Source organism: Haloarcula pelagica, from assembly GCF_030127105.1.
GTDB classification, from domain to species: Archaea; Halobacteriota; Halobacteria; order Halobacteriales; family Haloarculaceae; genus Haloarcula; species Haloarcula pelagica.
On the sequence record NZ_CP126164.1, the window covers coordinates 113,267 to 136,573 of the forward strand.

General features: G+C 55.5%; 16 protein-coding genes and 1 pseudogene. 13 read left to right on the forward strand and 4 right to left on the reverse strand.

The window, feature by feature from the left end:
• Positions 1–161: 161 nt before the first annotated feature.
• The 6 genes from P1L40_RS22985 (at position 162) to P1L40_RS23010 (ending at position 11,038) form a co-directional block, all read left to right on the forward strand.
• The gene (locus tag P1L40_RS22985; protein WP_284011785.1) at positions 162–542 is read left to right on the forward strand and encodes a hypothetical protein; all 381 of its coding nucleotides are present in this window, start codon (positions 162–164) and stop codon (positions 540–542) included.
• Between the two features lie 268 nt (positions 543–810).
• Entirely contained in the window at positions 811–5,016 is a 4,206-nt protein-coding gene (locus P1L40_RS22990; RefSeq protein WP_284011786.1) for an ATP-binding protein, read from the forward strand.
• Positions 5,017–5,547: 531 nt separating this feature from the next.
• Positions 5,548–7,647, forward strand: coding sequence for a phage NrS-1 polymerase family protein (locus tag P1L40_RS22995; RefSeq protein WP_284011787.1), 2,100 nt, complete (start codon positions 5,548–5,550; stop codon positions 7,645–7,647).
• A 443-nt stretch (positions 7,648–8,090) separates the two neighbouring features.
• Complete coding sequence (locus tag P1L40_RS23000; protein WP_284011890.1) at positions 8,091–8,657, forward strand: DUF7342 family protein; 567 nt, start codon at positions 8,091–8,093, stop codon at positions 8,655–8,657.
• A complete protein-coding gene (locus tag P1L40_RS23005) occupies positions 8,650–9,078 on the forward strand; it encodes a toxin-antitoxin system TumE family protein (protein WP_284011788.1) in 429 nt (142 codons plus the stop codon). Before P1L40_RS23000 ends, P1L40_RS23005 begins: the two co-directional genes overlap by 8 nt.
• 262 nt (positions 9,079–9,340) lie before the next feature.
• The gene (locus tag P1L40_RS23010; protein ID WP_284011789.1) at positions 9,341–11,038 is read left to right on the forward strand and encodes a hypothetical protein; all 1,698 of its coding nucleotides are present in this window, start codon (positions 9,341–9,343) and stop codon (positions 11,036–11,038) included.
• Between the two features lie 519 nt (positions 11,039–11,557).
• On the opposite strand, the gene P1L40_RS23015 is transcribed toward P1L40_RS23010, so the two are convergent.
• Entirely contained in the window at positions 11,558–12,703 is a 1,146-nt protein-coding gene (locus P1L40_RS23015) for a Fic family protein (RefSeq protein ID WP_284011790.1), read from the reverse strand.
• A gap of 384 nt (positions 12,704–13,087) precedes the next feature.
• A complete protein-coding gene (locus P1L40_RS23020; RefSeq protein WP_284011791.1) occupies positions 13,088–13,561 on the reverse strand; it encodes a DUF555 domain-containing protein in 474 nt (157 codons plus the stop codon).
• A 318-nt stretch (positions 13,562–13,879) separates the two neighbouring features.
• On the opposite strand from P1L40_RS23020, the pseudogene P1L40_RS23665 reads away from it, so the two are divergent.
• From P1L40_RS23665 to P1L40_RS23030, 3 genes and pseudogenes are all read left to right on the forward strand, one after another.
• Positions 13,880–14,084: pseudogene (locus P1L40_RS23665) on the forward strand (transcription initiation factor IIB family protein); the annotation flags it as partial.
• Between the two features lie 89 nt (positions 14,085–14,173).
• Positions 14,174–14,686, forward strand: coding sequence for a winged helix-turn-helix domain-containing protein (locus P1L40_RS23025; protein WP_284011792.1), 513 nt, complete (start codon positions 14,174–14,176; stop codon positions 14,684–14,686).
• Positions 14,683–15,135 (forward strand): toxin-antitoxin system TumE family protein, encoded by a 453-nt coding sequence (locus P1L40_RS23030; protein ID WP_284011793.1) that lies wholly within the window; start codon positions 14,683–14,685, stop codon positions 15,133–15,135. Before P1L40_RS23025 ends, P1L40_RS23030 begins: the two co-directional genes overlap by 4 nt.
• A gap of 7 nt (positions 15,136–15,142) precedes the next feature.
• Here the strand turns inward: P1L40_RS23030 and P1L40_RS23035 are convergent, their stop codons facing one another.
• Complete coding sequence (locus P1L40_RS23035; RefSeq protein WP_284011794.1) at positions 15,143–15,694, reverse strand: DUF7342 family protein; 552 nt, start codon at positions 15,692–15,694, stop codon at positions 15,143–15,145.
• A gap of 415 nt (positions 15,695–16,109) precedes the next feature.
• Complete coding sequence (locus P1L40_RS23040) at positions 16,110–17,888, reverse strand: hypothetical protein (RefSeq protein ID WP_284011795.1); 1,779 nt, start codon at positions 17,886–17,888, stop codon at positions 16,110–16,112.
• Positions 17,889–18,531: 643 nt separating this feature from the next.
• Here P1L40_RS23040 and P1L40_RS23045 point away from each other — a divergent pair.
• The 4 genes from P1L40_RS23045 to P1L40_RS23060 all read left to right on the forward strand — a co-directional run bounded on the left by P1L40_RS23045 (position 18,532) and on the right by P1L40_RS23060 (position 23,292).
• A complete protein-coding gene (locus P1L40_RS23045; RefSeq protein ID WP_284011796.1) occupies positions 18,532–18,870 on the forward strand; it encodes a toxin-antitoxin system TumE family protein in 339 nt (112 codons plus the stop codon).
• A 22-nt stretch (positions 18,871–18,892) separates the two neighbouring features.
• Complete coding sequence (locus P1L40_RS23050) at positions 18,893–19,342, forward strand: HVO_A0114 family putative DNA-binding protein (RefSeq protein ID WP_284011797.1); 450 nt, start codon at positions 18,893–18,895, stop codon at positions 19,340–19,342.
• A gap of 213 nt (positions 19,343–19,555) precedes the next feature.
• Positions 19,556–21,361 carry a hypothetical protein gene (locus P1L40_RS23055; RefSeq protein ID WP_284011798.1) on the forward strand — a complete coding sequence of 602 codons (1,806 nt, stop codon included), beginning with the start codon at positions 19,556–19,558 and terminating at the stop codon, positions 21,359–21,361.
• A gap of 1,046 nt (positions 21,362–22,407) precedes the next feature.
• The gene (locus P1L40_RS23060; RefSeq protein WP_284011799.1) at positions 22,408–23,292 is read left to right on the forward strand and encodes a transcription initiation factor IIB; all 885 of its coding nucleotides are present in this window, start codon (positions 22,408–22,410) and stop codon (positions 23,290–23,292) included.
• The last annotated feature ends 15 nt before the right edge of the window (positions 23,293–23,307 follow it).

Genomic DNA, 23,307 nt, shown 5'->3' on the forward strand with positions numbered 1-23,307 from the left:
AGGGTGCGAGTGTATGGCATCCACGTTGGAACAACGAGGTATTAAACATTTCCACACAAAATCAACACTATCAGTGGGGTAAGAGTGGCGTTTTGTAATATTACAACGGTTGCAACTTACTTTCGTTTATCATATCGACTCTCCTAAAGAAGGACGGGAAAATGAACACCCTCCGAACATTCCGACCGGTCAAGAGCATCTCAACGGCGCTTATCGCACTGCTAGTACTCGTCCCCATGATGGTGGCTCCGGTGGCCGCACAAGAGGTTGGTGGCGACCCGGATGACGTCACCGGTGACGCGAGTACAGATAACTTCGAAGGAATTCTGAACAACATGTACGATGTCGTGATGACTGGCCTGCGCTATGTGGGTCTCATCGCGCTCGCTGCCGGTGGTGTCCTCTACTTCACCGCTCGCAAGAACAGTGACAGAGCTGAGAACGGCATGAAAATTGGTATCGGTGGAGCTGCACTCACGCTGTTCTACTTTGGTATGAACACCGTGATCGGCCTCCTCGAATACATCGCTGGAGGGGCGTAATCGCACCCAGCCGAGAACTGGGACTCAGCCTCATCCAGAGCGCAGTACCGAGTATAATTACAACGAAGCCCACTCACGAGGTCCGGATATCGAGGCCTTGCACTTCTGTGGGCATTATTGAGCAGTCTCAGGACTCACACTGTGACTGGCATACTAGAGTAATGATTGAAACCGAAATCTCCCGACAGAACAACATCTGGTGCAAGAATTCGAGCGCGACACATCCCAGTGAAAGCTGGTTCACACACAACAGGATTGGGTGGGTGCTGTGACGCCTTCGCCAAACGACGATGAGAGTACCGGCACCGCTCCGAATCATGGATACAACGGCATATTCAGCAGCAAGGGCATTGATGTTCGACGCGCGAAGAAGCTTGACTCTCCTGTACAGGATGATCAGGACAGCTTAGACGCTGACTCCGAGTCTTCCCGGCGTTTCACGAACGCGCAGAGAGACGAAGACCACAATCTACCGGCTACAACTGAAGAGGGAGACGTGTACAATTCTGCCGAGCTATCGGAGAGGCAGAAAGAGCGTGAGGAGACAGTTGAGCCGTATGATCCAGCAAAGGATGACATCGGCCCTGGAAAAGCCCTCGGAGACCCAATCGAAGCACGCCCGTATATCCATATCTCCCCAGCCCGTGAGCAGGTGACGCCTGGGAACGTGGTGAGTGGGCTCTTCGGACTGTATCGGGCTGGTGTCACCAACACCTCGCGTTTCAATCTCCTCTCCACTCTCGGGCTGAAGAACTACGATAAGACGTTCGAGTTCATCATCCACAAGCCGCGTGCGACGAAACGTTTCGACTTCTATCTTTCAGCGACACCGTACGATGCGACCTCGTTCAAGAATCTCGCTGCAAACGTGCGGGCGATGTACCCCGAAAGCTTCGAGTTCGAGATTGTCCCGTTCAACCAAGTCGCGGCGTTCGCTTCGAACGACGGTAACGCACAGGTCGGCGGTCGACGAATAGCTGCGCTAGACGACATCGAAGATCTCGAACGACTCGATGGATTCGCTGACCCTTCGGTTTTCGAGCATCACGAAATCGGTGGGGGCAACGAGCCAACACCTGACGAGGCAGAGCAATCACTGCACCTGGACGGCGTCCCGTTGCGTCCGCGAGAGGTGCCACCAGAGAAACGCCCCGCCATCGTACAATGGGAGGGTGTTCCACGGAAGGGACTTGACTGGATGACGCTCATTCAACCGTTCAGCGATATCGACATGGACGTCAATGACCAGTACCGCTCCCCGCTGAGCGTCTTGCTGGAGCAGGCAGTTCACACCGACGACCCGTTCGTGTTTCAGGCCGTCTTCTCTCCACGAAAGGACTGGACAGACGAGGCTGAGGAGCACAAGCGCGACCTCAAGATGGGCAACTACGGGGCACTCTCTGCAGCGACCAACGAGATGTCTCGCCAGCTCTTCGGAAGCAGTGACCAGGAACGGCAGAATCTCCATCGAGGAGAAATCCCCGAGCAAGTCGGTGGGACGCTCAATGATGGCGATTCTAAGAAAACAACGGGCTCTCGGATGGCCCAGATCGACCACAAGCAACCGACCACGACATTCGACCTGACGCTTCGGGCAGCCTCTGACCCAGATACCGTACAGAGTATCTCGAACGCCTTCACTAGCCTATCAGGCCCATATTATGGAATTGAGGGCAAGATACTCGACCAGAGCGACAAGCCATTCTCGCAACTATGCCACGCACGGCAGAACAGAGAAAGTGCGCTGAGCGGGCTCTTGACCAATCGGTCTCCTATAATCGTTGTTTCTCCTGACGAACTAGCGAACTTTGTGGTCGCTCCAAGTACGGATGCCTTGCCTCGGGCGAGTCGCGGATCATCTGGCGGTTCGCCGGATGCACGAGCGCCGCTTACAGCGACTGACGAGGATATGCTGTCGAAATACGACACGGGGATGCATATCGGAAGCGCAGAGACGGCCGTCGAAAACCGACCAGACATCCCGATTCGATTGTCCGCAGAGCAACTCACCCATCACATTCTCCGAGCAGCGACGACGGGTGGCGGGAAGACGACCGCGATGATCAACGATGCTCTCAGCGCCTACGAGGCATTCGATGGGCCGACGTTCATCTTCGACAAGAAGGGTGGCTCGATGAGCGAGGAGTACAAACGCGCCCATTTCCACAAATTCGGCTCGTTGGACAACGTAATCCACCTCCCGGTCCCCGGTCCTGAAGAAGAAGTACTCGCGTTCCCCTACTTCGATATTCGACCCCAGCTGGCCGCGGGTGTGAGCCGAACCGTCGCAGTCCAAGAGAAAATCGACCGCTACAACGAGCTCCTGGTGTACGTTCTCGGGAGCGAGTTGACGCAGCAAGCGTTCGTGGCACAAGAGATTCTCAACAACCTAATCAAAGCCCTCTTCGACCCAGAATACGGGCGCGATGCCTGGCCGATAGAGGACCTTCTGAAGGCTGCGTTCGAAATGCAGGAAGGAGAGATACCGGAGGTGAGCGACGATACACTCCGTCTCACTCTGTCTCGTCATCTTCATGCCGACGAACAGCGCTTCCAGACGTCTATCGACGCGGTGATGAATCGGATTACAAAGCTCGCTGAGAGGAGTTTCATCTGGCGAATCCTGAATTTTGTGCCCGAGTGGGACGACGAGGCTGGGGCTTACGCTGACCAATCGCCAATGTTCGACATCCAAGACCTGCTGGACTCACGGAGCGTGGTCCTCATCGACACTGGAGACCTACGGCCAGCTTCGAGCAACCTCTTCACGTTCATGCTGCTGGATTATATCTGGAGCGGGGCACGGCTACGACACCGAATCGGTGAAACGCCCAGTGTGCGTGACGACTACGTAATCAACCTGATCATCGACGAGGCAGCACCCCTCCTCCAGTCCGAACTGGTCCGGGACGATATGATTCCAGACGGACGAGAGTTCGGGCTCGCGATGGAGGTCATCGTCCACTTCGCTGAACAGGTGAAAGCCGACGCGCTGGACGTCGCGAGCTACAAAGAGATTCTTCGGAACATCAACACTAAACTAATCGGCAAACTGGCTGTCGACGACGAACTTGTCATGACTCTCTTTCACGAAGGGATTGAGTCTGAAGAGCTCGTGGACCGAATCACGTCGCTTCCGCGTGGTGAGTGGGTCGCACAACTACCCGATACAGGCTTCATGACCGATATTCCTGAGCTAGTGACGCTCCTCCCTGTAGACATTCCAGCCGGCCACACCGCTTCGGGCGACCCTGTGACTACAGAGACAGTCTCTCCATATGGGATTCTGTACAGCGATGCAGCCGATGAAATGTCACGGCGAACTCGTGATGACTACTGTCTGTTGCCGGGCAGCAACACGAAACCATCGGCCCAGCAAGTCTCGAACGCGCAGGCAGAACCATCCGGTCCGTCTGTAACGCCAGATGGTATTCCGCACTCCACCGGCAAATCAGATTCTGGTGGCGACAGCGGCGCGACAAACAATCTCGGCACCTCACTTGGCGGCGGGCGCTCACCTACCGCTCAACGCGACGAGAAGGGATTGGCCTCGAAACCCCGAGAAGACGGAGACAATGGGGGAACCCATCCCCGACCGGTACCAACGGACGATCTCGTCGACGACTTGGACGCGACCAAATCGAGCACCACTAGGGCCACCCGCCCACCTGCCGATTCCGCAGGAACCAAACCAGACTCAGAGCCGGTTCCGAATCAGCAGAAGGCCGATTCGGGGGGCAAAGGTGAATCTCCCGATGGTGGTCCCAATGCCGATTCAGAAATAGATACAACCCTGTCAGTTGACGAACGGAGGTTCCTCACCGATGTCGTTACCACGGTCAACGGTCGACATCCTACGTTCGACATTCTCGATTCGATGGCAGCTATCAAAAATCAGTTCTCTGATATAGATTTAGAGAAGCTGGAGGACCTCGGCTATCTTGAGGTGCACGAAGACCTGAGCCGGATTTACTACACTGTCACTGGTGACGGCCAGATGGCCTGTGGTGCATCCGTCGCTACTGGAGAGAACCAGGGAGATGTGAATGAGAAGACCGTCCACAAGGTACTGGTAGAAGCCTTAGCACGGTCGCTCGCGAACGACCGCAACAACCAGTACTTCATCAGCAAATATTCGCTGATCGACGATGGGGCTGCCAAGCCTGACCTCGCGGCCTATGACGGTGAACGGTTGGCTCTCATTGGTGAGGCCATCTCGAACAGTCCACCCTATCTCATCGTCAAACACTTCGACGATTACAACGCGATTGCGGCCGAGCGCAAAGTCTGGATAGTGCCGAATATCTCGGTCGCCTGGGAGATTGTTCGAGCCCTATCGAATGCAGGGCGAATTGGTGAACTCCCTGCCAAGCGAGAGGGGCTGACCTACGATGATCTGAACGCTGAGATCTGGGGCGAAAACAGTGACTGGGAGTTCGCCGGCGGACGGGAATTGATCCGTGAACTCGAGTAACCACGTGGATACATTCGCGCGGAAAGTGCGCGTGCCGCGCACGGCAGATAGAGTGCTCCTAACGCAGGAATCCTTCTCTGAAAACAACCGACTGCTGTTGACGGAGACAAAAAGTGTGCAAAATGGCTTAGAGCCTCATTGGGCCTCTCTCGATACTCGGATTTCAAACTCGATTGCGTCTATAAATCGGTTTGCGACAAAATCCGCGCAAGGCGTAAGGGTGGTTGAAAAGTGGGCAGATGCAGAAATACAGGGTCTGAACCACTCTAATGCCAATATTGGAAATGAGGGGGTGTTAGGGTGGTGCCCGCCGACGAGAGCATACCTAGAGGGCCTATCGAGCGCTCTCCTGTCTCCATTAGCCATTCCCGAATTGATTTATCATAGTGTTGGGTGGGGACGGAGTCGATACAGTAGTGAAATCGCGTGCAGTCTATCGGTTTTGTCTCGAAGTGTTCCATCCACCCTGAAACCGGTTTGTCACGCCTCGGAGACGGAGGCGTATGCGCCGGAACAATACCAACTCAAACCATGCCGATAATCGACGTTAGAGACGAGGAAATACCCGAAGAAATCCGCCCCATCGAGAACTGGATCTGCTGGCGAGAGGGGGAGCGAGACGGGAAACCTACCAAAATCCCGACGAAACCATATCGGACCAGTGGCAGCCCGAATCTGGATGTCACCGACCCGAACCAGCGTCGGGATTTCGAGCAAGCAGTTGCAGCCCACGGCGACAGTCGCGTCAACTCTGACGGCCTCGGATTTGTGTTTACCGAGGATGTCTCCATCACCGGCGTCGATCTCGACAAGTGCCGTGATGCCGACACCGGCGAACTCGAAGAATGGGCTGAAGATATCATCGACCGATTGGACTCCTACACCGAAGTCTCTCCCTCCGGAACTGGTGTGCATATACTCGTCGGTGGTGAGCTTCCCGATGGTGGGAATCGGAAAGGCAGGGTCGAAATGTATGACTCCGACCGCTACTTCACTGTGACCGGTGAGCACGTCGATGGAACACCCCGGGAAATACGGACCTGTCAAGATGACATAGAAGCCGTTCACCGAGATTTCATCCGAGGTGGTATCGACTCTGACGGACAGACGAGTCTAGATACTGCAGCCGCGTCGAATATATCAAAAAACGGTGGAAACGAAGCTGATTCATCCCCCTCGTCCCGCGGGCAGCACCAATCAGAATCGCTTCGCGACAGATACGGTGATGACCTCGACACCATCGAAGCCTCGGCTGTGAGAGACGCACTGGCGCGAGTCGATGCTCGATATCTTCCGGAAATCATGCCGAAAACGTTCGACGATCTTGCTGGGCCGGGCGTTGCGCTATCGGATGAGGAGCTACTCTCTAAGATGTTCGACGCGAAGGGTGGCAGTCGTCGACGTCGACTGTACGACGGCGACAGCTCGATGTGGGGCTCACCACAAGCAGAGTACCCCTCTCAATCTGAAGCCGACATGGCGATGGCTCACTACCTGGCTTTCTGGACGGGTAAAGACCCTACTCAGATGGACGCCCTCTTTCGCGATTCCGGTCTGTATCGAGAGAAATGGGACCGGCGTCACTACAGCTCGGGGTCAACGTACGGAGATGTCACTATTGCCCGGGCTCTACTCCGTGTGGACGACTACTACGAATTGCCCTCCGCCAATGGGGAGAAATTCGGCGGGTCATCTTCGAACGGGACACGCGAGGCAACTGATGCATCGACTCCTTTCGACGATTCATCGAAATCTTCGGGCCACGCTACTGCGGCTGACCCGCAAACTGGTGTGAGCAACGCTGGCGGCGCTGGAGACGGTTCAGATGACGTGGCGACTGGTTCCCCATCCGCCGGCAGTAAAGCCGACACAGGGCCATCCAGCGCCTCTGGTGGCGATGCGAAGCCGGCCCCAGAGCCTCCCTCGCCCACAGCCCACACTGACCCACCTGTCCGCCACACCGATTCAGCGTCCGGCGACTCCGTCGAAAATGGGTACGTCGCAGAACAGGACGAACACGGACGCACTCCTGCTTCTCCCCGTGGTCTCGACACCGACGATACGCTCCGTGAGAGTACACAGGAGGCTATGGAACTCACGGCTGCGGCAGCCGGTAAAGACTGGGAGCGTACAGACCCACATTTGACCGATGACGAAAAGCACGCGAACGACTGGAGTGTGCCTCGCGAAGGCCGGACGCCGACACAGCAGGCCCTGGACATGGCTCGTGAGGACAACCGGATATTGGCCCGGAAACTTCGTCGCGAAAGCCAGCAGTATGCTGACTACCACGCACTCGAGGAGGAGAACGAGCGTGTAAAGCTCAGTAACCGGGTATACCTCCAAGCCATCGACGAGCTGATGAGCGAACGCCATCGCTACCGGGAACTGCTTCGGAAGGAAGGCCTCCTGTCAGAGGAGGATGCTCGTCTTCCCGATCATCCAACGAAGCATCTCAAGGCTATCATCCGGCCGATGATCCGACGCGAAGACACGCCGACGGCCAAGGAAACGCTCACCGGCATCGACGCGGTCCTTCAGCAATACACCGAGGCCAACGAACAAATCAGAGGGGCGGACCGAAAGACCAGTACAGGTGTCCGTGACCGGTTGTCTCGGCTGTTCGGGTAGCGTTTCTTGAGCAGCCGTGTGACTAATGTCTCGAGAATCTGTTCTCGCTTTATTGTCGTTGAGTCAGTCGTAGGAAGGGGTCTCTCAAGAAATCCCTCAAAAGCTCAATATCTTAATTTGATGTCCGGCAATACGGGCAGTGCTGCTCTGTGACTTTCGAATTATAAATTCGGCCGCAAGCAACGCATTCTTTGATGGGATTGTTGCTCATACGAGTCTTAAGCTATAATATAATATAGCAGTTCCCCTATTTTCTCGCCATCAGACAGTAGAAGGACTGTACTGACAGATTGAAAGCCCGAATAGGTCATTGTCAGGAATCCAGCAACGTGCGATTTGTCTCGTCGCGTGTGGACAGAGCCTTGAGACCTAAACTGAAATAATCCAGTTAACAGTAGTTATTTCACAGAGAAATGCGTTAGTCCTTGTAAGTGAGCTCGGATATGGATTTGACTGATACCCCTCCCGAAATACCGGGAGACGATGAAGAAGCCCCTGACTTCGATGCGTGGGAGTCTCCCGACGAGGTACTGAAGGAAGGACCGACCAGAGAGCGGATGCTGGACGTCATCATGCAGCTACGGGAGCCAACGAAGGTGTCTACCATCGCGACGCGAGCAGACTGTGATACAGAGACCGCTCGTGACTATCTCCAGTGGTTTGCTGAGATGGGGATGGTTCGTGAGCTGTCCGGACGGCCTGTACGATATGAGCGGAATAACTCCTATCTGAAGTGGCGCAGAATCGAACAGATTCGCCAACGGTACTCAGAGACAGAGATTGTGACCCGTCTCAAAGAGACGCTCGATGCGGCCACGGAGTATCGAGAACGCTTCGAAGCCGACTCTCCAGACGATGTCTCTCTTGTCGAGGAGAGCTATGAGGAGTCAGTAGAGGACATCTGGGAGGCGGTATCAAACTGGAAGACCCTCGAAGAGAGAGCAGCGTTGTTGGATGCTGCTCGCCGCGAGGATACCTCTGGCGGGCATACTGAGACAATCGATGCCTGAGGGGGACACAGCCGGTGTTGGTGGCATCGATAGCGATGTCTTAGAACGGATCGGACGACGTCTTCGTGGGAGTGCTCGTTTTGCAACTGTCGAGTACCGCCCTGAGTATGCCCCGAACGCAGTCGTCGCCGAGTACGATCTCGGATATTTCCCCGCTGACATAGAGCGTGCATATCTTCGCATCCGGTGGTTCGAAACAGATAATTTCAACATTCACTACTCCGAGCAGTATCGGGACGGAAACTCGTGGGAGTGCAGATGGGACTGTCATCCGAACAGCCACAACGACCGGGAGCATTTTCACCCACCGCCCGACGCAATGACGCCTGGCCAGGACATGGAGTCCGAAAGTGATTGGCGAGCAGTGATTTCGGAGATTCTGTCGGAGTTGGATGAGCGTATTCAGTCGTTCTGGGAGTGACCGTCGTACCCTCTGATACGACCGATGAGAACTTTTCTCAGCTACCCACTTCGCTCTTCCCGCGTATTTGTCCCCAAAGGAGACTGAGGGAGTCAGGGGTGTAGCGAATCACACTCGTCCGCCGATTGGTTCCATCGTTGCTCGCTTCCAACCGGGGCGAGTGAGCATTTTTTCCCGACCTCGGCCGCGAGTGCAGTGAGACACCTTCTCAGAAACCCGCTTCGCATTTCCCGCGTATTAGCCCCCAAAGGGGGCTGAGGGGATGTGGAGCGGAACAGGTCCGAGAGATAGTTGTGGTGTCACGATTATCGAGGTCTCGCAGCTTGTTCCGGTCTACCCCACGACTCCCCTCAAAGAGACGACCATGAGTGTCAACACTAACTCCGACGTAGCGTCCCGTGCGGCAACCATCAGCGGCGAATTCGAGACAATCGGTGTCGACATGTCGCCGGCATCGGTCGAAGAGCAGATGGAGTCGATGACCGCGTTCAAGGTGCCTGTCGACGACGCACAGGTGGCGGTCGTTCGCAAGCTCATCGATGAGTTCGACCTTTCGGACGACGACGTCTCCGAGGACCTCGCGGCTCTGGCGGGCTACAGTTCCAGTGGCGGTCGGTCAGAAGACTTCGACCGAACGCTCCTCAGTGAGATAGCGGATCTCGGCGACGAAGAGTGGGTAGACGTTCGAGCACAGGTCATCGACCTCTGGGATGTAACGCATGACTCCATGGCTCAGGTCGGCCTCGTGGCAGACGAGAGTGCCCAGATGAAGTTCGTCAAGTGGGCGAAGAACACCGACGAGCTCCCGACTCTCGAAGAAGGTGTGACCTACGACTTCTCGTCGGTCATCACCAACGAGTACGAGGGCAAATTCAGTATCTCGCTCAACAAAGCCAGTAGCGTCGTAGAGGCCGAACAGGAAGTCATCCCGGCCGACGGCTCTGTGAGTGCCACCGGGACGCTCGTCGCCATCGAGGATGGCTCTGGGCTCATCAAGCGCTGCCCGGAGGAGAACTGCAGTCGACTGGTGACGAACGGCCGCTGCGCTGAACACGGTGAGGTCGATGGTGAGTTCGACCTTCGTATCAAGGCGATTCTCGACGATGGTCAGTCGACAGTCCGGGCGCTGTTCAACGACGAAATGACCGAAGCGGTCACTGGCATGAGCCTGGAGGAAGCCATCGAGATGGCGATGGAAACAGTGGATCCCACTGTCGTACTCAACGCCTTCCGAGACCAGCTCATCGGTCGAACCTTCGAAGTCAGTGGTCCGGTCATCGGCGACTACTTCCTCGTCGACGATGTGACCCAGACGGTCTACTCCAGTGAACAGCCTGGTCTGGAAGACCGTGCCCTCGATCCGGCACGAACGCAGCGCCAACCGGCCAAGCGTGTCTTCGCACAGGACCTGAATCAGGCGACGCACTCGTTTACCCGTCCCGAAGACGGTGAGGAGGACCGAGCGCCGAACTTCTCACTGCTCCCCTCCGGTGAAGCAGCCAACCGGGTCTTCGTCGTTGGAACGCTCATGGAGACGAAGGATGTCGGGACGGACTCAGAGTACTGGCGCGGGACGGTCATGGCGGCTTCTGAATCGGTCAGTGTCTACGCTGGTGAGTACCAGCCGGAGGCGATGCAGGTCCTCTCTTCGACCGAGACGCCCTGCTACGTGGCCGTCATCGGGAAGATACACAGCTACGAGACGGATTACGGAATCAACGTCTCGCTCCAGCCTGAACACATTTCGGTGGTGGACGAAGCGGTTCGGGACTCGTGGGTAGCAGAGACGCTGGACGCTACGCAGGACCGACTGGGGGCACTGGAAAGCGGTGAGACTGAGGAAGCAGACGCTGTGTTGGCTGTCTACGAGGGGAATACGGCCGACGTCGAGGCGGCGGTTGAGGACGCTGTAGACGAACTGGTAGCCGAGATGGACGTTCCGGAGACACCAGCTCAGTAGGAGCCCCAGTTCTGGTTGTCCTTGCGTAGGAAAGATATCTAAGTGGATTGAGGCTGCTTACCAGAATCGGTTTGTGCAATGAGTGTATCGGGTACTACCTCAACTCTAGTTTGCTCAGTAGAGCCTCCCTAAGGATTGCTGGCTTGATTTCAGATAGAAGGAACTCATAGATTTTATACCAGACAATCATCTAAGCAAACATGACCTACCATGCCGAGAGCCACTCTTGATACTATAGAGGAGTTGCTTGAGAGTGTTCAAGACGATGTGACCGATTCGGAAACTATCTATAAAATCAGAAGCGCACGGCAACTTCTCAACGTATTGCGACAGAAGCATGATGACCTTGACGAAGCCATCAATGAGACAGTTTCTGACGAAGAAATCATCGAAAATCTAACCCAATTGGGATATCTGGATTGAATTAGAGAGGCTATTGATACGGTCCCCACCTGCTGAACAGGTCTTCAAACGGAATTGCGCCTGTAAAGGAATTCAACAACCGTTCCGTGCCGCTGCTCAGCTGAGAATATCGAAGACTTCGACCGCTCTGTACTCTTTCCCGCGCTCTTTCCCGGTTACCTCTTCAATGAGCCCGTCTGCTTCGAGGTCATCCACGACCTTGTAGGCAGTGCGGCGTGAGACATCAAGGTAGTCCACCAGATCTGGAGCCGTGAAATACGGGTACTGAAGCAACTGTTGGGCAAACTTGTCCGTATTCGTGTTGCCGGAGTATTCCTTTTCGTAGCGCTCTTGTAGTTCTCTCAGCTGCTGTGTCCGTTCGTAGGATGTCTCGGCTTGGCTTCTGAGCCCTTCGAGGAAGAACGTCAGCCACTCCTCCCACGCGCCTTCTTCACTCACGGCACGCATTCGATCAACGTATTCGACTTTATTCCGGTTGAAGTACGCGCTGGGGTAGATGTACGGACTCTCGAGGTAGCCGTTCTTCGCAAGGTAAAGGATGATCAGCAGCCGTCCAAGCCGTCCATTCCCATCTGAAAATGGATGGACTGTCTCGAAGTAATAGTGGATGATGGCGGCATCGACGAGTGGGTGATATTGGCCGCCCATCTGGATATAGGATTCAAGCGACTGCATCAGCGGGGTGAGTCCTTCCGGCGTCGGTGGGACGAACGGATGCTTTCCCGGCCGTGGGCTCGTCAGGTGGACCATGTGGTCGCGGAAATCACCGACCACGTCGCCGTCATTTCGGACGTCTTCGAGAAGCATCGAATGGAGTTCTTTGATCAGCGAGAGCGTTATTTCCTCCCCGCTTTCGAGCCGGTCGAGTCCATACGTCAGCGCGGCTTCGTAGTTGAGGGCCTCTTTCAGGTCTTTCTCGACTGTCGCGTCTTCGTCCCCCGAGGGGTTCTGGGTGTGATACGCTTCGACGTCCTGGTACTCGACGTCAGCGCCTTCGATACGCGCTGATTCGACCGCTTCGATACGTATAAGAGAAGTGTAGAGAACTGCAGCAAAATCGACCGTTGAGCTAATTCCGTCGACACGACCGATTTGATACGCTGCTTCAGAAACTAGATCATGCACTTGCGCAGAAATTTCGAGCTTTGGCTCCACCGGCAACGGCTCTGGTGAATAGTACGGATTTGGATGATAGGGGACGTATTTTCCCGGTGCACTGTCGGGTAGGTCCTTCTCAGCCATTTCAGTAGTCCAATGTCTTCGCTCTATTGGTATAGTTGTTTTTATACTCGGTATACGTATACTGAGTGAGAGGCCGCTGATGTAACATTCTGCTCGAATTGTATACGTGGAGGCGCTGATTCCTGCTCTATGTGAAGTGAATACTTAAACAACTATATTACTGTGGTAGGATACCTGACCGACATGCGAAATAGGTGGTGCTGCTGCACTTATGCTGTGGATTGTAATAGCGGATCTCAGCCCAAGTAGGAGGGTGCATGTGTCCTCACCTGATTAGGAGGGTAATGAGGACACGAACATTAGTAGGGGACGCAGTAAGAAATACTCAGAGCCTGATATTCACTGTCTTCAATCTCTTTGATACATTTCCAAGACAATGTCTTGTTATCTCCCAGATTTGGTGGTGTTTCTGGAACTCGAACGGTCTGTAGCCTCCGGACGATTCTCTGCTGGAAGACCGAGCTCCGCGAACGAGACCGACGAGTCCTCGATGTCGTCGACTGCGATTGAGTCGAGGACTGTTAGTGGGATATCTTTCATCCGAGAGCCGAGTTCGCGTTTGACCAGGGTCGTGCTTTCATCTACTGAGCTGGCCTCTATCTCCACAGTAATGTCCAGTACGACCATAGCGTAGCCGTGTGTGCAAAGCACTGCTTCCATCTCCCAGCTACAGCTTGGGCAGGCCACGTCCTGGACCGATATATCGGCAGAGTGAACCGCTGAGGCGTCTGCTCGACGGCCAACCTCAGCAACGGCGATATTGATCGCATCTTGGACGCCTGGAGCCCCCGGCACGACCCATGGCAGCGTGAGTCGTACTTGATACCAGTCTTCTGCGTGCGTTGCATGCTTGTTCATACTAGTCTTCTATTGCGTGTATTCGTCTTCACACAGCTCGATACAGTGGACACTGCGCTGGCTGTTGAAACGGTTCTATTCTTCAAAATCTGACTATGGATCATGATTCGGAGGGTATCCAAACGAGCGCTAATGGGAGGGCTGACACACTGGAGGACAACGACCCCTGCTCTGTCTTGGAGAGGGGTACATTGGTGGGGTGACCAGGGAGGGCTGTCTCACCTGCAAGCGGTGCATTGCAGGGTTCGATTCAGGCTTTCTCCGCAATGCACTCCTTAGTGGGAGTGGATATAATGACTCCAGAGTTACAACGGTTGTAACGAAATCCGTCATCGGGCTCGAACCCTTGCGGAGAAGGCGAGGTGCACGACTTGACGACGGGCGCCATCCGGTCGGGTTCGCAGCGGCCTGCCTCTACAAGGCCGGCGCGAAGAGAACCGATGGCTGACGCAAAGTGACGTTGACCGGGTCCGGGTATGTCACCCTAATCCCGATTCTGAGACATCACGAGACGTTAGAGTGATTCATAGTCTGACAATACCCCTGTACAAGTACTGACATTAGATAATTTTCTCAGGAAATTATTTGTTCCTATGGCGCGTAACACCCAGTATGACCGAGACGTGGAATGACGTCAACGAGCAGGTCAAAGCGGACTGGAAAGACGACACAACGCCATTTGAGCGGGTGTACGAAATCATCGAACAAACCCACGACGGACAGTCGGCCGCCGAGATCGCCGACCGTGCCCTCGTGAGCGAGCCGACGGCGCGTCGCCACTGCAAGACGCTCGTGAACACCGGGTTCGGGGAGACGGAACAGGATGGCCAAACAACGCTGTACAAGCGCAACAGCGACCGGGTATTGATGTCCCGAATCCGCGAGCTGCGTGAGGAGGTTACTCGGTCGGAGTTGCTTGACAGTATCCAGGATATGAAGGCCGAAATCCGGCGCTACGAGGACCGTTACGAAGTGGTGTCTCCAGAGGAACTCGCCCAGCAACTCGACGCTGACGAGACGGAGGGCTGGGACGACCTCACCGCATGGCGCACGACGCGGCAGAATCTCGCCGTTGCCCAAGCTGCACTCGCCTACGACGAGGCTAGTCACCAGCTCGCTGTATGAGCAATGACGACCGTGCCGGCGAGTTCGGGCCGATTTATCTGCCGGCACTCCAGCGGATTCGTAACCTCTGGCTCGAACTAGAGCCGTTCGTCGAAGCAACGTCGTACGATGACATCGTCGCACCCACGGAACTGCAGATCAGTCTCAGCGACGGACTCGGCGACGCCGAGAGCGCTCGGCTCGATATCCAGTGGAGCGAACTGGGGATGTATTCGTTCCATTATGTCGATAGCGACGATGTAAATTGGCGCTTCGATCGCCACCCCAATACACATTCTCCCGGGATCCATTTCCACCCGCCGCCCGAGGCTACGACGACGGACGCCGAACCGTCCTGTATCGAGGTGACCGAGGTGTCACTCGTGACTCGTGCAGTTCATGCGATGTGGCGGGCAGCGTACGAGAACGACCACGTCGATCAGCTAAATAGCGTATCAAACCCGCCGTGAGCCGATATTAACGCATGGTCCGGTCAGCCACGTCGATCATCTGGTCGCGAGCAGCTTTGACATCCGAGTAGAGTTCCAAAGCGTGCCTGATGAGGCGGCGGTCGTCCAGATTCTCCTCCCACTGCGTGATTACGTCACGGCGCTCTCGGAGCTCGGCACTTGTGAGGTCGCCGTCGGCGAGCGACTGTTCAAGCTCCTCCCACGTCTCGATGTCGTAGGTCGCCTGCCACTCCTCAATCTCCTCGGTGACTGCGGTCAATTCGTTCCGCAACTCCTCGCGCGTGTTTGTCTCGATGAGCGTACGGATCTCCTCAAAGAGCAGTCGCGTGTAGTCCGGCTGGTAGCACGTCGTCTCGCCGGCCTCGACGCGGCGCAGCTGGCCCTGGTCGACGAGATCCTGGAGTTCCTCGTTGGTCGTGCTCCAGGCGGCGTCGGCCTGCTCGCTGATCCAGTTGACCGAGCGGGGTTCGCGAAGCGTATCGACGACTGCCCGTATACGGTCGCGGGCGCTCATCGACTCAGTCCACGACTGGACCCCATCTCGCGAGGATTCGACCATGGTTAGCACCTCTTGTGACAGTGTTGGCGGTAAAAATCTCATATATGTTTGCACATTCTCGCATAATTGAGACTCGATTTTGAGCGAGGGCGTCCGGACGTTGAAATGCCGGTTCAGTATCTCCAAACCTCTCGGGAGTGAAGTCACCACCACAGAGACGCGGCATTGACGACTAATCCAAGGCCGAAAAGCGCATCGCTGGCGATCTATTAACCAACATTTGAGGGTGGCGATCGGAATTGTTGGTTAATAAAGCGGACACTCTCGTTCGGGAGGTATCGAAGGAAAGAATAGAGTTCTGAGTTCGTTGCTGAACTCGGGGGGTGTTAGTAGTCGTTACAGTTCGGTTGGACAGCTATACCCTCGTTAGTGAGAGAGACGTGCACTGAAGTTCTCACGGCGGTCTCGGGAGTGTTCACTGGTGAACCTCCTGGGACCGGAGTTCTTCGTACTCAGAGCAGCTGTCGACACCAGCACGGTCGAGGCAGATTGGGTGATAGAACGCCCGGACATCGCTGTCGTAGGACATCGAGCCCGATTGCTGTTGGCACACCCAGCAGGCTGAGGAATCCCATGCACTATCCGAAGATAGGTGGGTATCAGTCTGCTCATCCGGTCCGTTGGAGATAGTCTCACTGGTGTTGGGCTGCGCTATCGTCGATTGACGGATGACGGTAGCGATCTCGGCAGACATGATCCAATTCAGCCAGTCCGAATCGGGCCATTCAGTCGAGGTATCGCCAACATATCTCACCATTGCGTTCGCAGATTCGCCCGTAGACTCGTCTTCACTGGCAGCGTTGCTGCGCTTGTGGGTCGGCGGCGTAGGGCGGTGTTGCGTTGGCGGTCGCCTCGTCGACGTTCGAGAAGCCTTCTCAAGGATGCAGATGTCGCTATCCCATCGAGAATTTAGCGAGGGCTGGTCGTTGAACTCGCCTTTGCGGAAGTCCGTGAGACGAACCAAATCGCCTTCGGCCGGTTCCACAAAGATGCTCTCAGACACAATCACCTCGCCGTCGGCATCGTCTGGATCCGAAGTCGAACGGGTGATAACTCGTTCGCTGGGTTTCCAGACTGCAACGTACGCGAAGCCGGAATCATCCTCCAGAATAAACCCGAACTTGATCTTCGGATTATCCGGATAATACACTCGCTTCACTCGTCCCTGAGTGGAGACATACCCTCTCGTAGAGTAGGTATTGGTGTACTGGATGTTGCCGATCTTCAGTACGTTTCGAGGATCGTGTTTCTCCAGTTCTGACTGAGCCAGTACTGCAGATGAAAGATCCCGTCCATCTAACACGCAGCGTGCTAAGACAGATGCCATCTGGACAGGCGTCTTCGTTCGAATTTCGTGGGCATGCGGGAAGTCCGTGTAGAAGCGCTTGGCTTCAGCTAGAACTTTAGGCACACTCTCAGGATAGCTTGCTTCGAGTTCTCGAAGCGGGTCTGACTGTTTCTGAATCGATTGTTCGAATCGCTCGCTACGTCGCTGTGGGACGATGCTGTTCTGCTCCTCGCGATAGATCGCTAAGGCATCAGTGTGTGCATCGAGTACAGCAGCAACGCCAGACGTCTGACCGTGTTGGTCGATTCCGTTGGTCACCTTCTTGAGCTCGTAATCGAGTGCAAGTCGGCGTTCGATACCTGGAATCGAGGACCGCGAGTACTGCTCCGGGTTTGGAACGATTGCTCCGAGTGGGATCGTCGAACCATCCGGGAGTGATACTTCGAGGTCGGTCGGTTCTATCCCCAAAGCAGACGCAGGCGTCTGTTCTGTGTTCGGGATGTAGTCACGCGAACGGAGTCGAAGCGTCTTGAAATCGAGTTGATTCCACGGGACGAGTTTCTGGTCCGTCGGAGTCTTGGTATCAGCGGAACCACTGGGGTAAGATTCGTCCAGGCCAGAGGACACACCAACTAACTGATCGCCAGTCGGGTCGGTGAGTTTGTCTGCGCCTTTCAGAATGAGCGCGCTGCTCGGCGGAACAGAGTCCGGTTCGGACAGTGCATCGGGTGCGCTGCCGATCACGTTGATCTCTGCCCTCCGTTCGTCGCTACGGGAGGGAACCATGGGTTGCCCATCGAACCATCCATAGCAGCCGCTCTCGGGGAACGTCGCGCTTTCCTGCCCAGCCACGTCCCAGTCAGCAGGAATGTCGTCACTGCGAGCCTCGACCGCGTCGAGGCCCATGTAGCGTCGGACATACGGGGACTGGGGAACGTTGCCATGGTGGGTGTCGGTACTACCGCTCTTGCTGTGATCGTCCTCGTTGGAGCGATCGCTGTTGCTGTCGCTAGTCATAACTCTGGAAAACAAGCCCATGCTTTCCGGTCTCTACAACGCTTGAACTGAGTATAACATTAGCTGCTGAATTAGGCGCTGTCTTGCGATTATCGAAGGATAACCACATACATTCCACACATCTACCGTGAAGGCTGGCTTCGGCTTGTCGGACGGACCAATGAGAACGGTGGTTGCACGCGAATCTCTACACCAGCAGTTGCTCAGAAGCATCGAAAGGAAAGGCGAGGTTCGCCTTCCAGAGTTATGACGGACCGTTCAAGGTCCATTTTCAGATACGCTTGACGTGGATATAACCATAGCGGTGTAGGAGATTTCCTTTGGGCAGCGTATCCCGGATTCAGAGGCTAGCTGAGGTGTAGATGCACTACTCTACAGTCGAGATATTCTCCATTCAAGAATGATACTCTAAAGTATCATACTCTGAAGTTTGATTATTGGAAGTATGATTTTGTTGTTGTAGCTGGCTAGCACACTATTGGTGTGGTAACCAATAGCGTTATCTCATTGGCCTACAAACCAATGGTTGAGGATGGGCTCGCTGACCGACGATGACCTCGATGGCGTAAGCAAGGGGCAGAAGTATCCTGACTGGACTGTCGTCCGCGTATTCTGTATGCGGACTGACCGCGATGCGTACCCGTCTGGGTGGGCCTACAAGCTCCATTACGGTGCAACAGAGCCAGACTTGCCCCGTACGCTTGACGACGGTACGATTCGTCGGTACGACAACTCGCACGAAGACACAAAAGGTCACGAACTCCATGTCCCACCCGATCCAGAACCAGAAATCATCGAGTTCCCAGGGATGATCGAACTCTGGGAACGATTCTGGAGCGAAATCCCGAAATCCGAAATCGAGGTCAATTGAGGCCATCACTACGGTGATATCCATGAACGAATCAACGCCACCACTACATCCGATGGAACGCGAACAGCTTCGAGCTGCGTCGTCTCTTGTCGTGACAGTCACATCGTCCGACGACTTTCACGACGACGTCACTGATGAGATTGAGTCACTGAAACACGGTGATTCGGGGGACGCGACGCCGACACTATCGTTCACCAGCTACGACGATCTTATGGGCACGCTGACTCCTCGTGTCCTTGAGCTCATTGAGGCTGTTCGACGGGAAGAGCCGTCCAGTATCAACGCGACTGCCCGGGTTGTGGATCGAGACGTAAAGAATGTCCACGAGGAACTCAGTCGACTCGCGCAACTGGGAATCATCTTCTTCGAAGAAGAAAGCCAGAGTAAGCGACCTGTCGTCTGGTTTGACGAACTCATCATCAACCTCCCGTTTGATCCGGAAGGTGGAGACACAGCGGCTGCGGCGCCGTGAACGAGACAGACCCAACAACTGTCTGGGAGTATCTCTCTTGAGTCTGTAAAGGTGTAATCGGGTTGACTGCCTTCTGATTAGGCTCTTCACAACACTAGCCAGGGATCCAATCTAACACCACGGCCAGTATTTGCCCCCAAAGGGGGCTGAGGGAGTTCGAGAGGTGGCGATGGTGATGTCTCCCCTCTCGACTTTCACGTGGTGTTCAAACCAATGAGAGCCAACTACAGACAGCGTGGACAGAACCGACTGACGAACGCAGAGATCGAGCAGGGTAGCCGCTTCGACGAATTAGATATGCGCGGCCTCTACGCGAGCCCGCATCTGCAGAGTGACTGCTTGGGGACTCGTTTGGAGAACGCCGGCGAACTGTTACTCGCCGCTCGCTCCGAGCCCAAATACGATGAATTCGGGGAGCCAATCGAAGGCACCGGTCAGGTAGAACTCGACGCCCACTGGGTGAACGCTAGCCTCCGAACGAGCGTTGCGACAGATATCGACCCGATAGATCTGGCCGACGAGGATCTCACTGGCCTCCCACTGGAAGCGCAGGAGCGCCTGCATGGGCTTCGATCCGAGCGTAAACGCCAGCGTGAGAAAGCCTTAGCTGCAGCTGTGATCGGCATCGACCGAGAGGCTCGTCGACGGGATGAACTCCTCGATGAGCAGCGCAATCGTCGGGAGGATTACCTGGACCGCGTACTCGACGCCGGACTCACTCGCTACGTTCCGTTTGCCCGACTCGACGAGGAGACGGCAGCTAGCGTTCGCGAGACGGCCGCGAAACTGTCTGATCGGTTGCTCACTGGCCCAACACTCGAGGCGCTCGAACACCGCCTTGCGGGCAAGGTTCTCGGTGGACAGTCACTCTACACAGCGATGTCGAACCTTCAGGATGAGTGCTTCCAGGAGGCAGGCGTCATTCAGCCCATCGCGACGGTCCCTGTAATCCCATCGAAGTACAACGTCGAAGCAGACGTCCAGGGCGAGGTCACGACACTCTGGCAGCCAAAATCGTCGTCCCAACAGCAAGTCGGCATCATCAAAGACGACACGGGGACAATCAAGTTCACCATCTGGACTCGCTCAGGGCAGGATGTCATACTACACGAAGGGGACCTCGTCCGAATTGTCGCCGGAAAGGTCGGAAAGTACAACGACCAAGCGACGCTTGCGGCGGATTCTGAAACGCTCATTACTATCATCGACCGGGGAGATGGGCCGGCGCCACGCGGCGACATCGCTGACGTCGACTGGGAAGCGGTCAAAGAGTGCAACATCAAGCGCGGAATCGAACAACCCCACCAAGTGCATTCAGCGAAGACGATCCCGGCTATGGGTGCGCCTGGTGTCGAGAAAGTTTCTCGTCCTGTCCATACGCCACCCGACCGGCTTGATGAGTCGGAGGGTAACGGCGTCGACGCCGGCGAGTGGCTGAAGGCGACGGAAATCTACGAAGAGGGTGGCGCGATTCCACTCCCCGAGTGGTGGCGGACTCAGGATAACGTCGTCACCGTCGACGTCGACGAGGATGCCTCCAGTCAGGTGGTCAACGCTGCTCTCAAAGAAGTGGTCGCGAATACGTCAGCACCGTATTCTGAGCCTGCATCAGCCGGACGGGAGGCCACTGGTACGGCTGAGGCCGGTTCCGAACAGTTGGTCGTTCCCGATGGCGGGCAGACTATGCTCACGACACCGATTCCTCGCGGGAAACGCCGATTCTGGGCGCTCATTCGTGATGAAGCGTTATTCGGAACCGCATTGCAGTCAGCGAGTGAATCCGCGCCAGCGTCGACTGCAACTAGCGAACTCGTCGGTGTCGCAGAGCCTCAGGAAGATGTCGTGACGACGGCCACCTCAGAGCCGGATATCACCTTCCCATCGACAATTGCGACGTGTCCGGAGTGTAATCACGACCGAGCACACTATCGCCTCGTCCAGCTGCGTTCTATCGACGAACCGCCAACGCGAATGCTGACCTGCTGTGAGTGTGCAAATCGATGGCGTGAGGACAACTGACTCAGAATCGTAAACAAAAATCCAGAATCATATAAATACAATTTTGACTTGCAGTTTACGCAGCTCCCTGATTACACCGTTCAAAACACCCGGTTTCTTCCCTCCCGGTGAAGAGAGAGGAGAGCCGGTGAGTCTTTCACACTGGGATTGTTCTTCCCGCTTTCAGTTTCACGTATCGTGAACCCACTCATCAGCGCTTCCAAACACTATCATGAGCTTCTACGCTTCTATTGCCGGCTACATCACGTACCGTTCGAACGAACATCTCGAAGCTGTACTAGACTATCTCAAAGATAGAGACTGGATCAATGACAGCGAACAGTGGCTTGTCTACGGTAATTCAACTCACACCCGAGGCCAGCCCGCTATCAATCACCACAGCAATTCTCTCTTCATCCCATTTGGACACTATCGCAATTTGGCCCGAGTGACGACGGAACTTTTTGCAGGAGCGACTGAGGGGTGCGTCGTCACCGCATCTACCGATGGTTGCTTCGATGCCTGGCGTGAGACACCGCTCGACAGTGCTTCTGGTGTCTCCCCGGGGGCACACGGAGCTGTTTCATCGGTCGAGTGCATCGATCTCGTTGACTACGCACGGCTCCGAGGGCTGGGATCGAGAACCCCCAGTGAACCTGGATATATCGAGTGGCAGCAGTCTGTAATCGGTGCGTTCCACGATGAGTATAATCCTGATCCTCCTGCGTCTCTGACGCAGTCTGGTTCTTAGACCAGTATTATCTCGATGGAGAGTACTGACTGGAGTGCCACTCCAGTTGCTACGTTCTCTTTTGATTAGTCACAGAGCATCAACCCCGAGAAATGGACTGTATGAATTCGATACGAAACAACTCTCCACGCTGATTTGTGCGCCCCTGTTGGATAGGGGCCGACGAACTGTTGTCCCGTAACTAATGTCTACAGAATCTTCACCCATAACCGGTCATCGACATCAGAATCAAGACCGCTCAAAATGCTCTACCGAAGAAACCCCGACGTCCCGACTAGCATCTGAGCGCTGCTGTCCTGAGTGTGAGAGCGACCATTTGGTTGTCGAGCAAAACGAAACGTACTGCGAGGGATGCGGCCTCGTTGTCCACCGTGACGATCTTGATCGTCGCCGGAAGTGGAACTACACCGAGGGTGGACGTGAGCCCGAACGGACTGGCTCTCCAACCACCCATCGGCTCCACGACCGAGGCCTCTCGACCGATATCGGCTACTACCGGGACGGCGCCGGAAACCCGCTCAATGCGAATACTCAGCGACTGTTTTCGCGCCTTCGTCGCTGGGATGCTCAGTCGAAAGTTCCCTCAAAACGGGATAAATCGCTGCGGGATGGCCTTAGCGAGATTGCTCGGTTAATTAGCGTTCTAGACCTCTCTGACTCGGTATTCGACGAAGCAGTGGATATCTATCGGAATGCGTGGGATGCGAACTTGCTCAAGGGTCGCTCTATCGAGGCGATTGCCAGTGGTAGTGTCTTCGCTGCCTGCCGACTGGAACAGCTCCCCCGGCATAGAAGTGAGGTCGCCGACGTCGCCCGTGTCGACAGTGATGCGATCAACAACGCCTATTCGCAGTTGAATCGGGAATTGGGATTGGCAATCCCACCACCTCTTCCGCAAGATTTCCTCCCACGTATTGCGTCGGTAATCGGGGCGGGCATTCACACTGAACGACGTGCTCGAGAGCTGCTTCTTTGTCCTGCGGTCGGCAGACTTTCGAATGGTCGACCGCCGTCTGGCGTTGCAGCCGCCGCATTATATCACGCTCAGCAAGCTGAGACCGGTGAAAACCGTGCATCGCAAAAAGCCATTGCTGAAGCTGGCTTCACCTCCGCACTCACTATTCGAACGATCTGGCGGAAGCTTCAGGAATTCGAAGAGGACGGCAAACTGTGTGACAACGCCGATACGAACCCTACCTAACACACCCGTCAGTAA

Bases quoted from the DNA above. Each gene is read 5' to 3' on its own strand.
- P1L40_RS22985 (WP_284011785.1), top strand. From the start codon at position 162: ATGAACACCCTCCGAACATTCCGACCGGTCAAGAGCATCTCAACGGCG.
- P1L40_RS22995 (WP_284011787.1), top strand. From the start codon at position 5,548: ATGCCGATAATCGACGTTAGAGACGAGGAAATACCCGAAGAAATCCGC.
- P1L40_RS23000 (WP_284011890.1), top strand. From the start codon at position 8,091: ATGGATTTGACTGATACCCCTCCCGAAATACCGGGAGACGATGAAGAA.
- P1L40_RS23005 (WP_284011788.1), top strand. From the start codon at position 8,650: ATGCCTGAGGGGGACACAGCCGGTGTTGGTGGCATCGATAGCGATGTC.
- P1L40_RS23010 (WP_284011789.1), top strand. From the start codon at position 9,341: ATGTGGAGCGGAACAGGTCCGAGAGATAGTTGTGGTGTCACGATTATC.
- P1L40_RS23015 (WP_284011790.1), bottom strand. From the start codon at position 12,703: ATGGCTGAGAAGGACCTACCCGACAGTGCACCGGGAAAATACGTCCCC.
- P1L40_RS23020 (WP_284011791.1), bottom strand. From the start codon at position 13,561: ATGAACAAGCATGCAACGCACGCAGAAGACTGGTATCAAGTACGACTC.
- P1L40_RS23025 (WP_284011792.1), top strand. From the start codon at position 14,174: ATGACCGAGACGTGGAATGACGTCAACGAGCAGGTCAAAGCGGACTGG.
- P1L40_RS23030 (WP_284011793.1), top strand. From the start codon at position 14,683: ATGAGCAATGACGACCGTGCCGGCGAGTTCGGGCCGATTTATCTGCCG.
- P1L40_RS23035 (WP_284011794.1), bottom strand. From the start codon at position 15,694: ATGGTCGAATCCTCGCGAGATGGGGTCCAGTCGTGGACTGAGTCGATG.
- P1L40_RS23040 (WP_284011795.1), bottom strand. From the start codon at position 17,888: ATGGGCCTCGACGCGGTCGAGGCTCGCAGTGACGACATTCCTGCTGAC.
- P1L40_RS23045 (WP_284011796.1), top strand. From the start codon at position 18,532: ATGGGCTCGCTGACCGACGATGACCTCGATGGCGTAAGCAAGGGGCAG.
- P1L40_RS23050 (WP_284011797.1), top strand. From the start codon at position 18,893: ATGAACGAATCAACGCCACCACTACATCCGATGGAACGCGAACAGCTT.
- P1L40_RS23055 (WP_284011798.1), top strand. From the start codon at position 19,556: ATGAGAGCCAACTACAGACAGCGTGGACAGAACCGACTGACGAACGCA.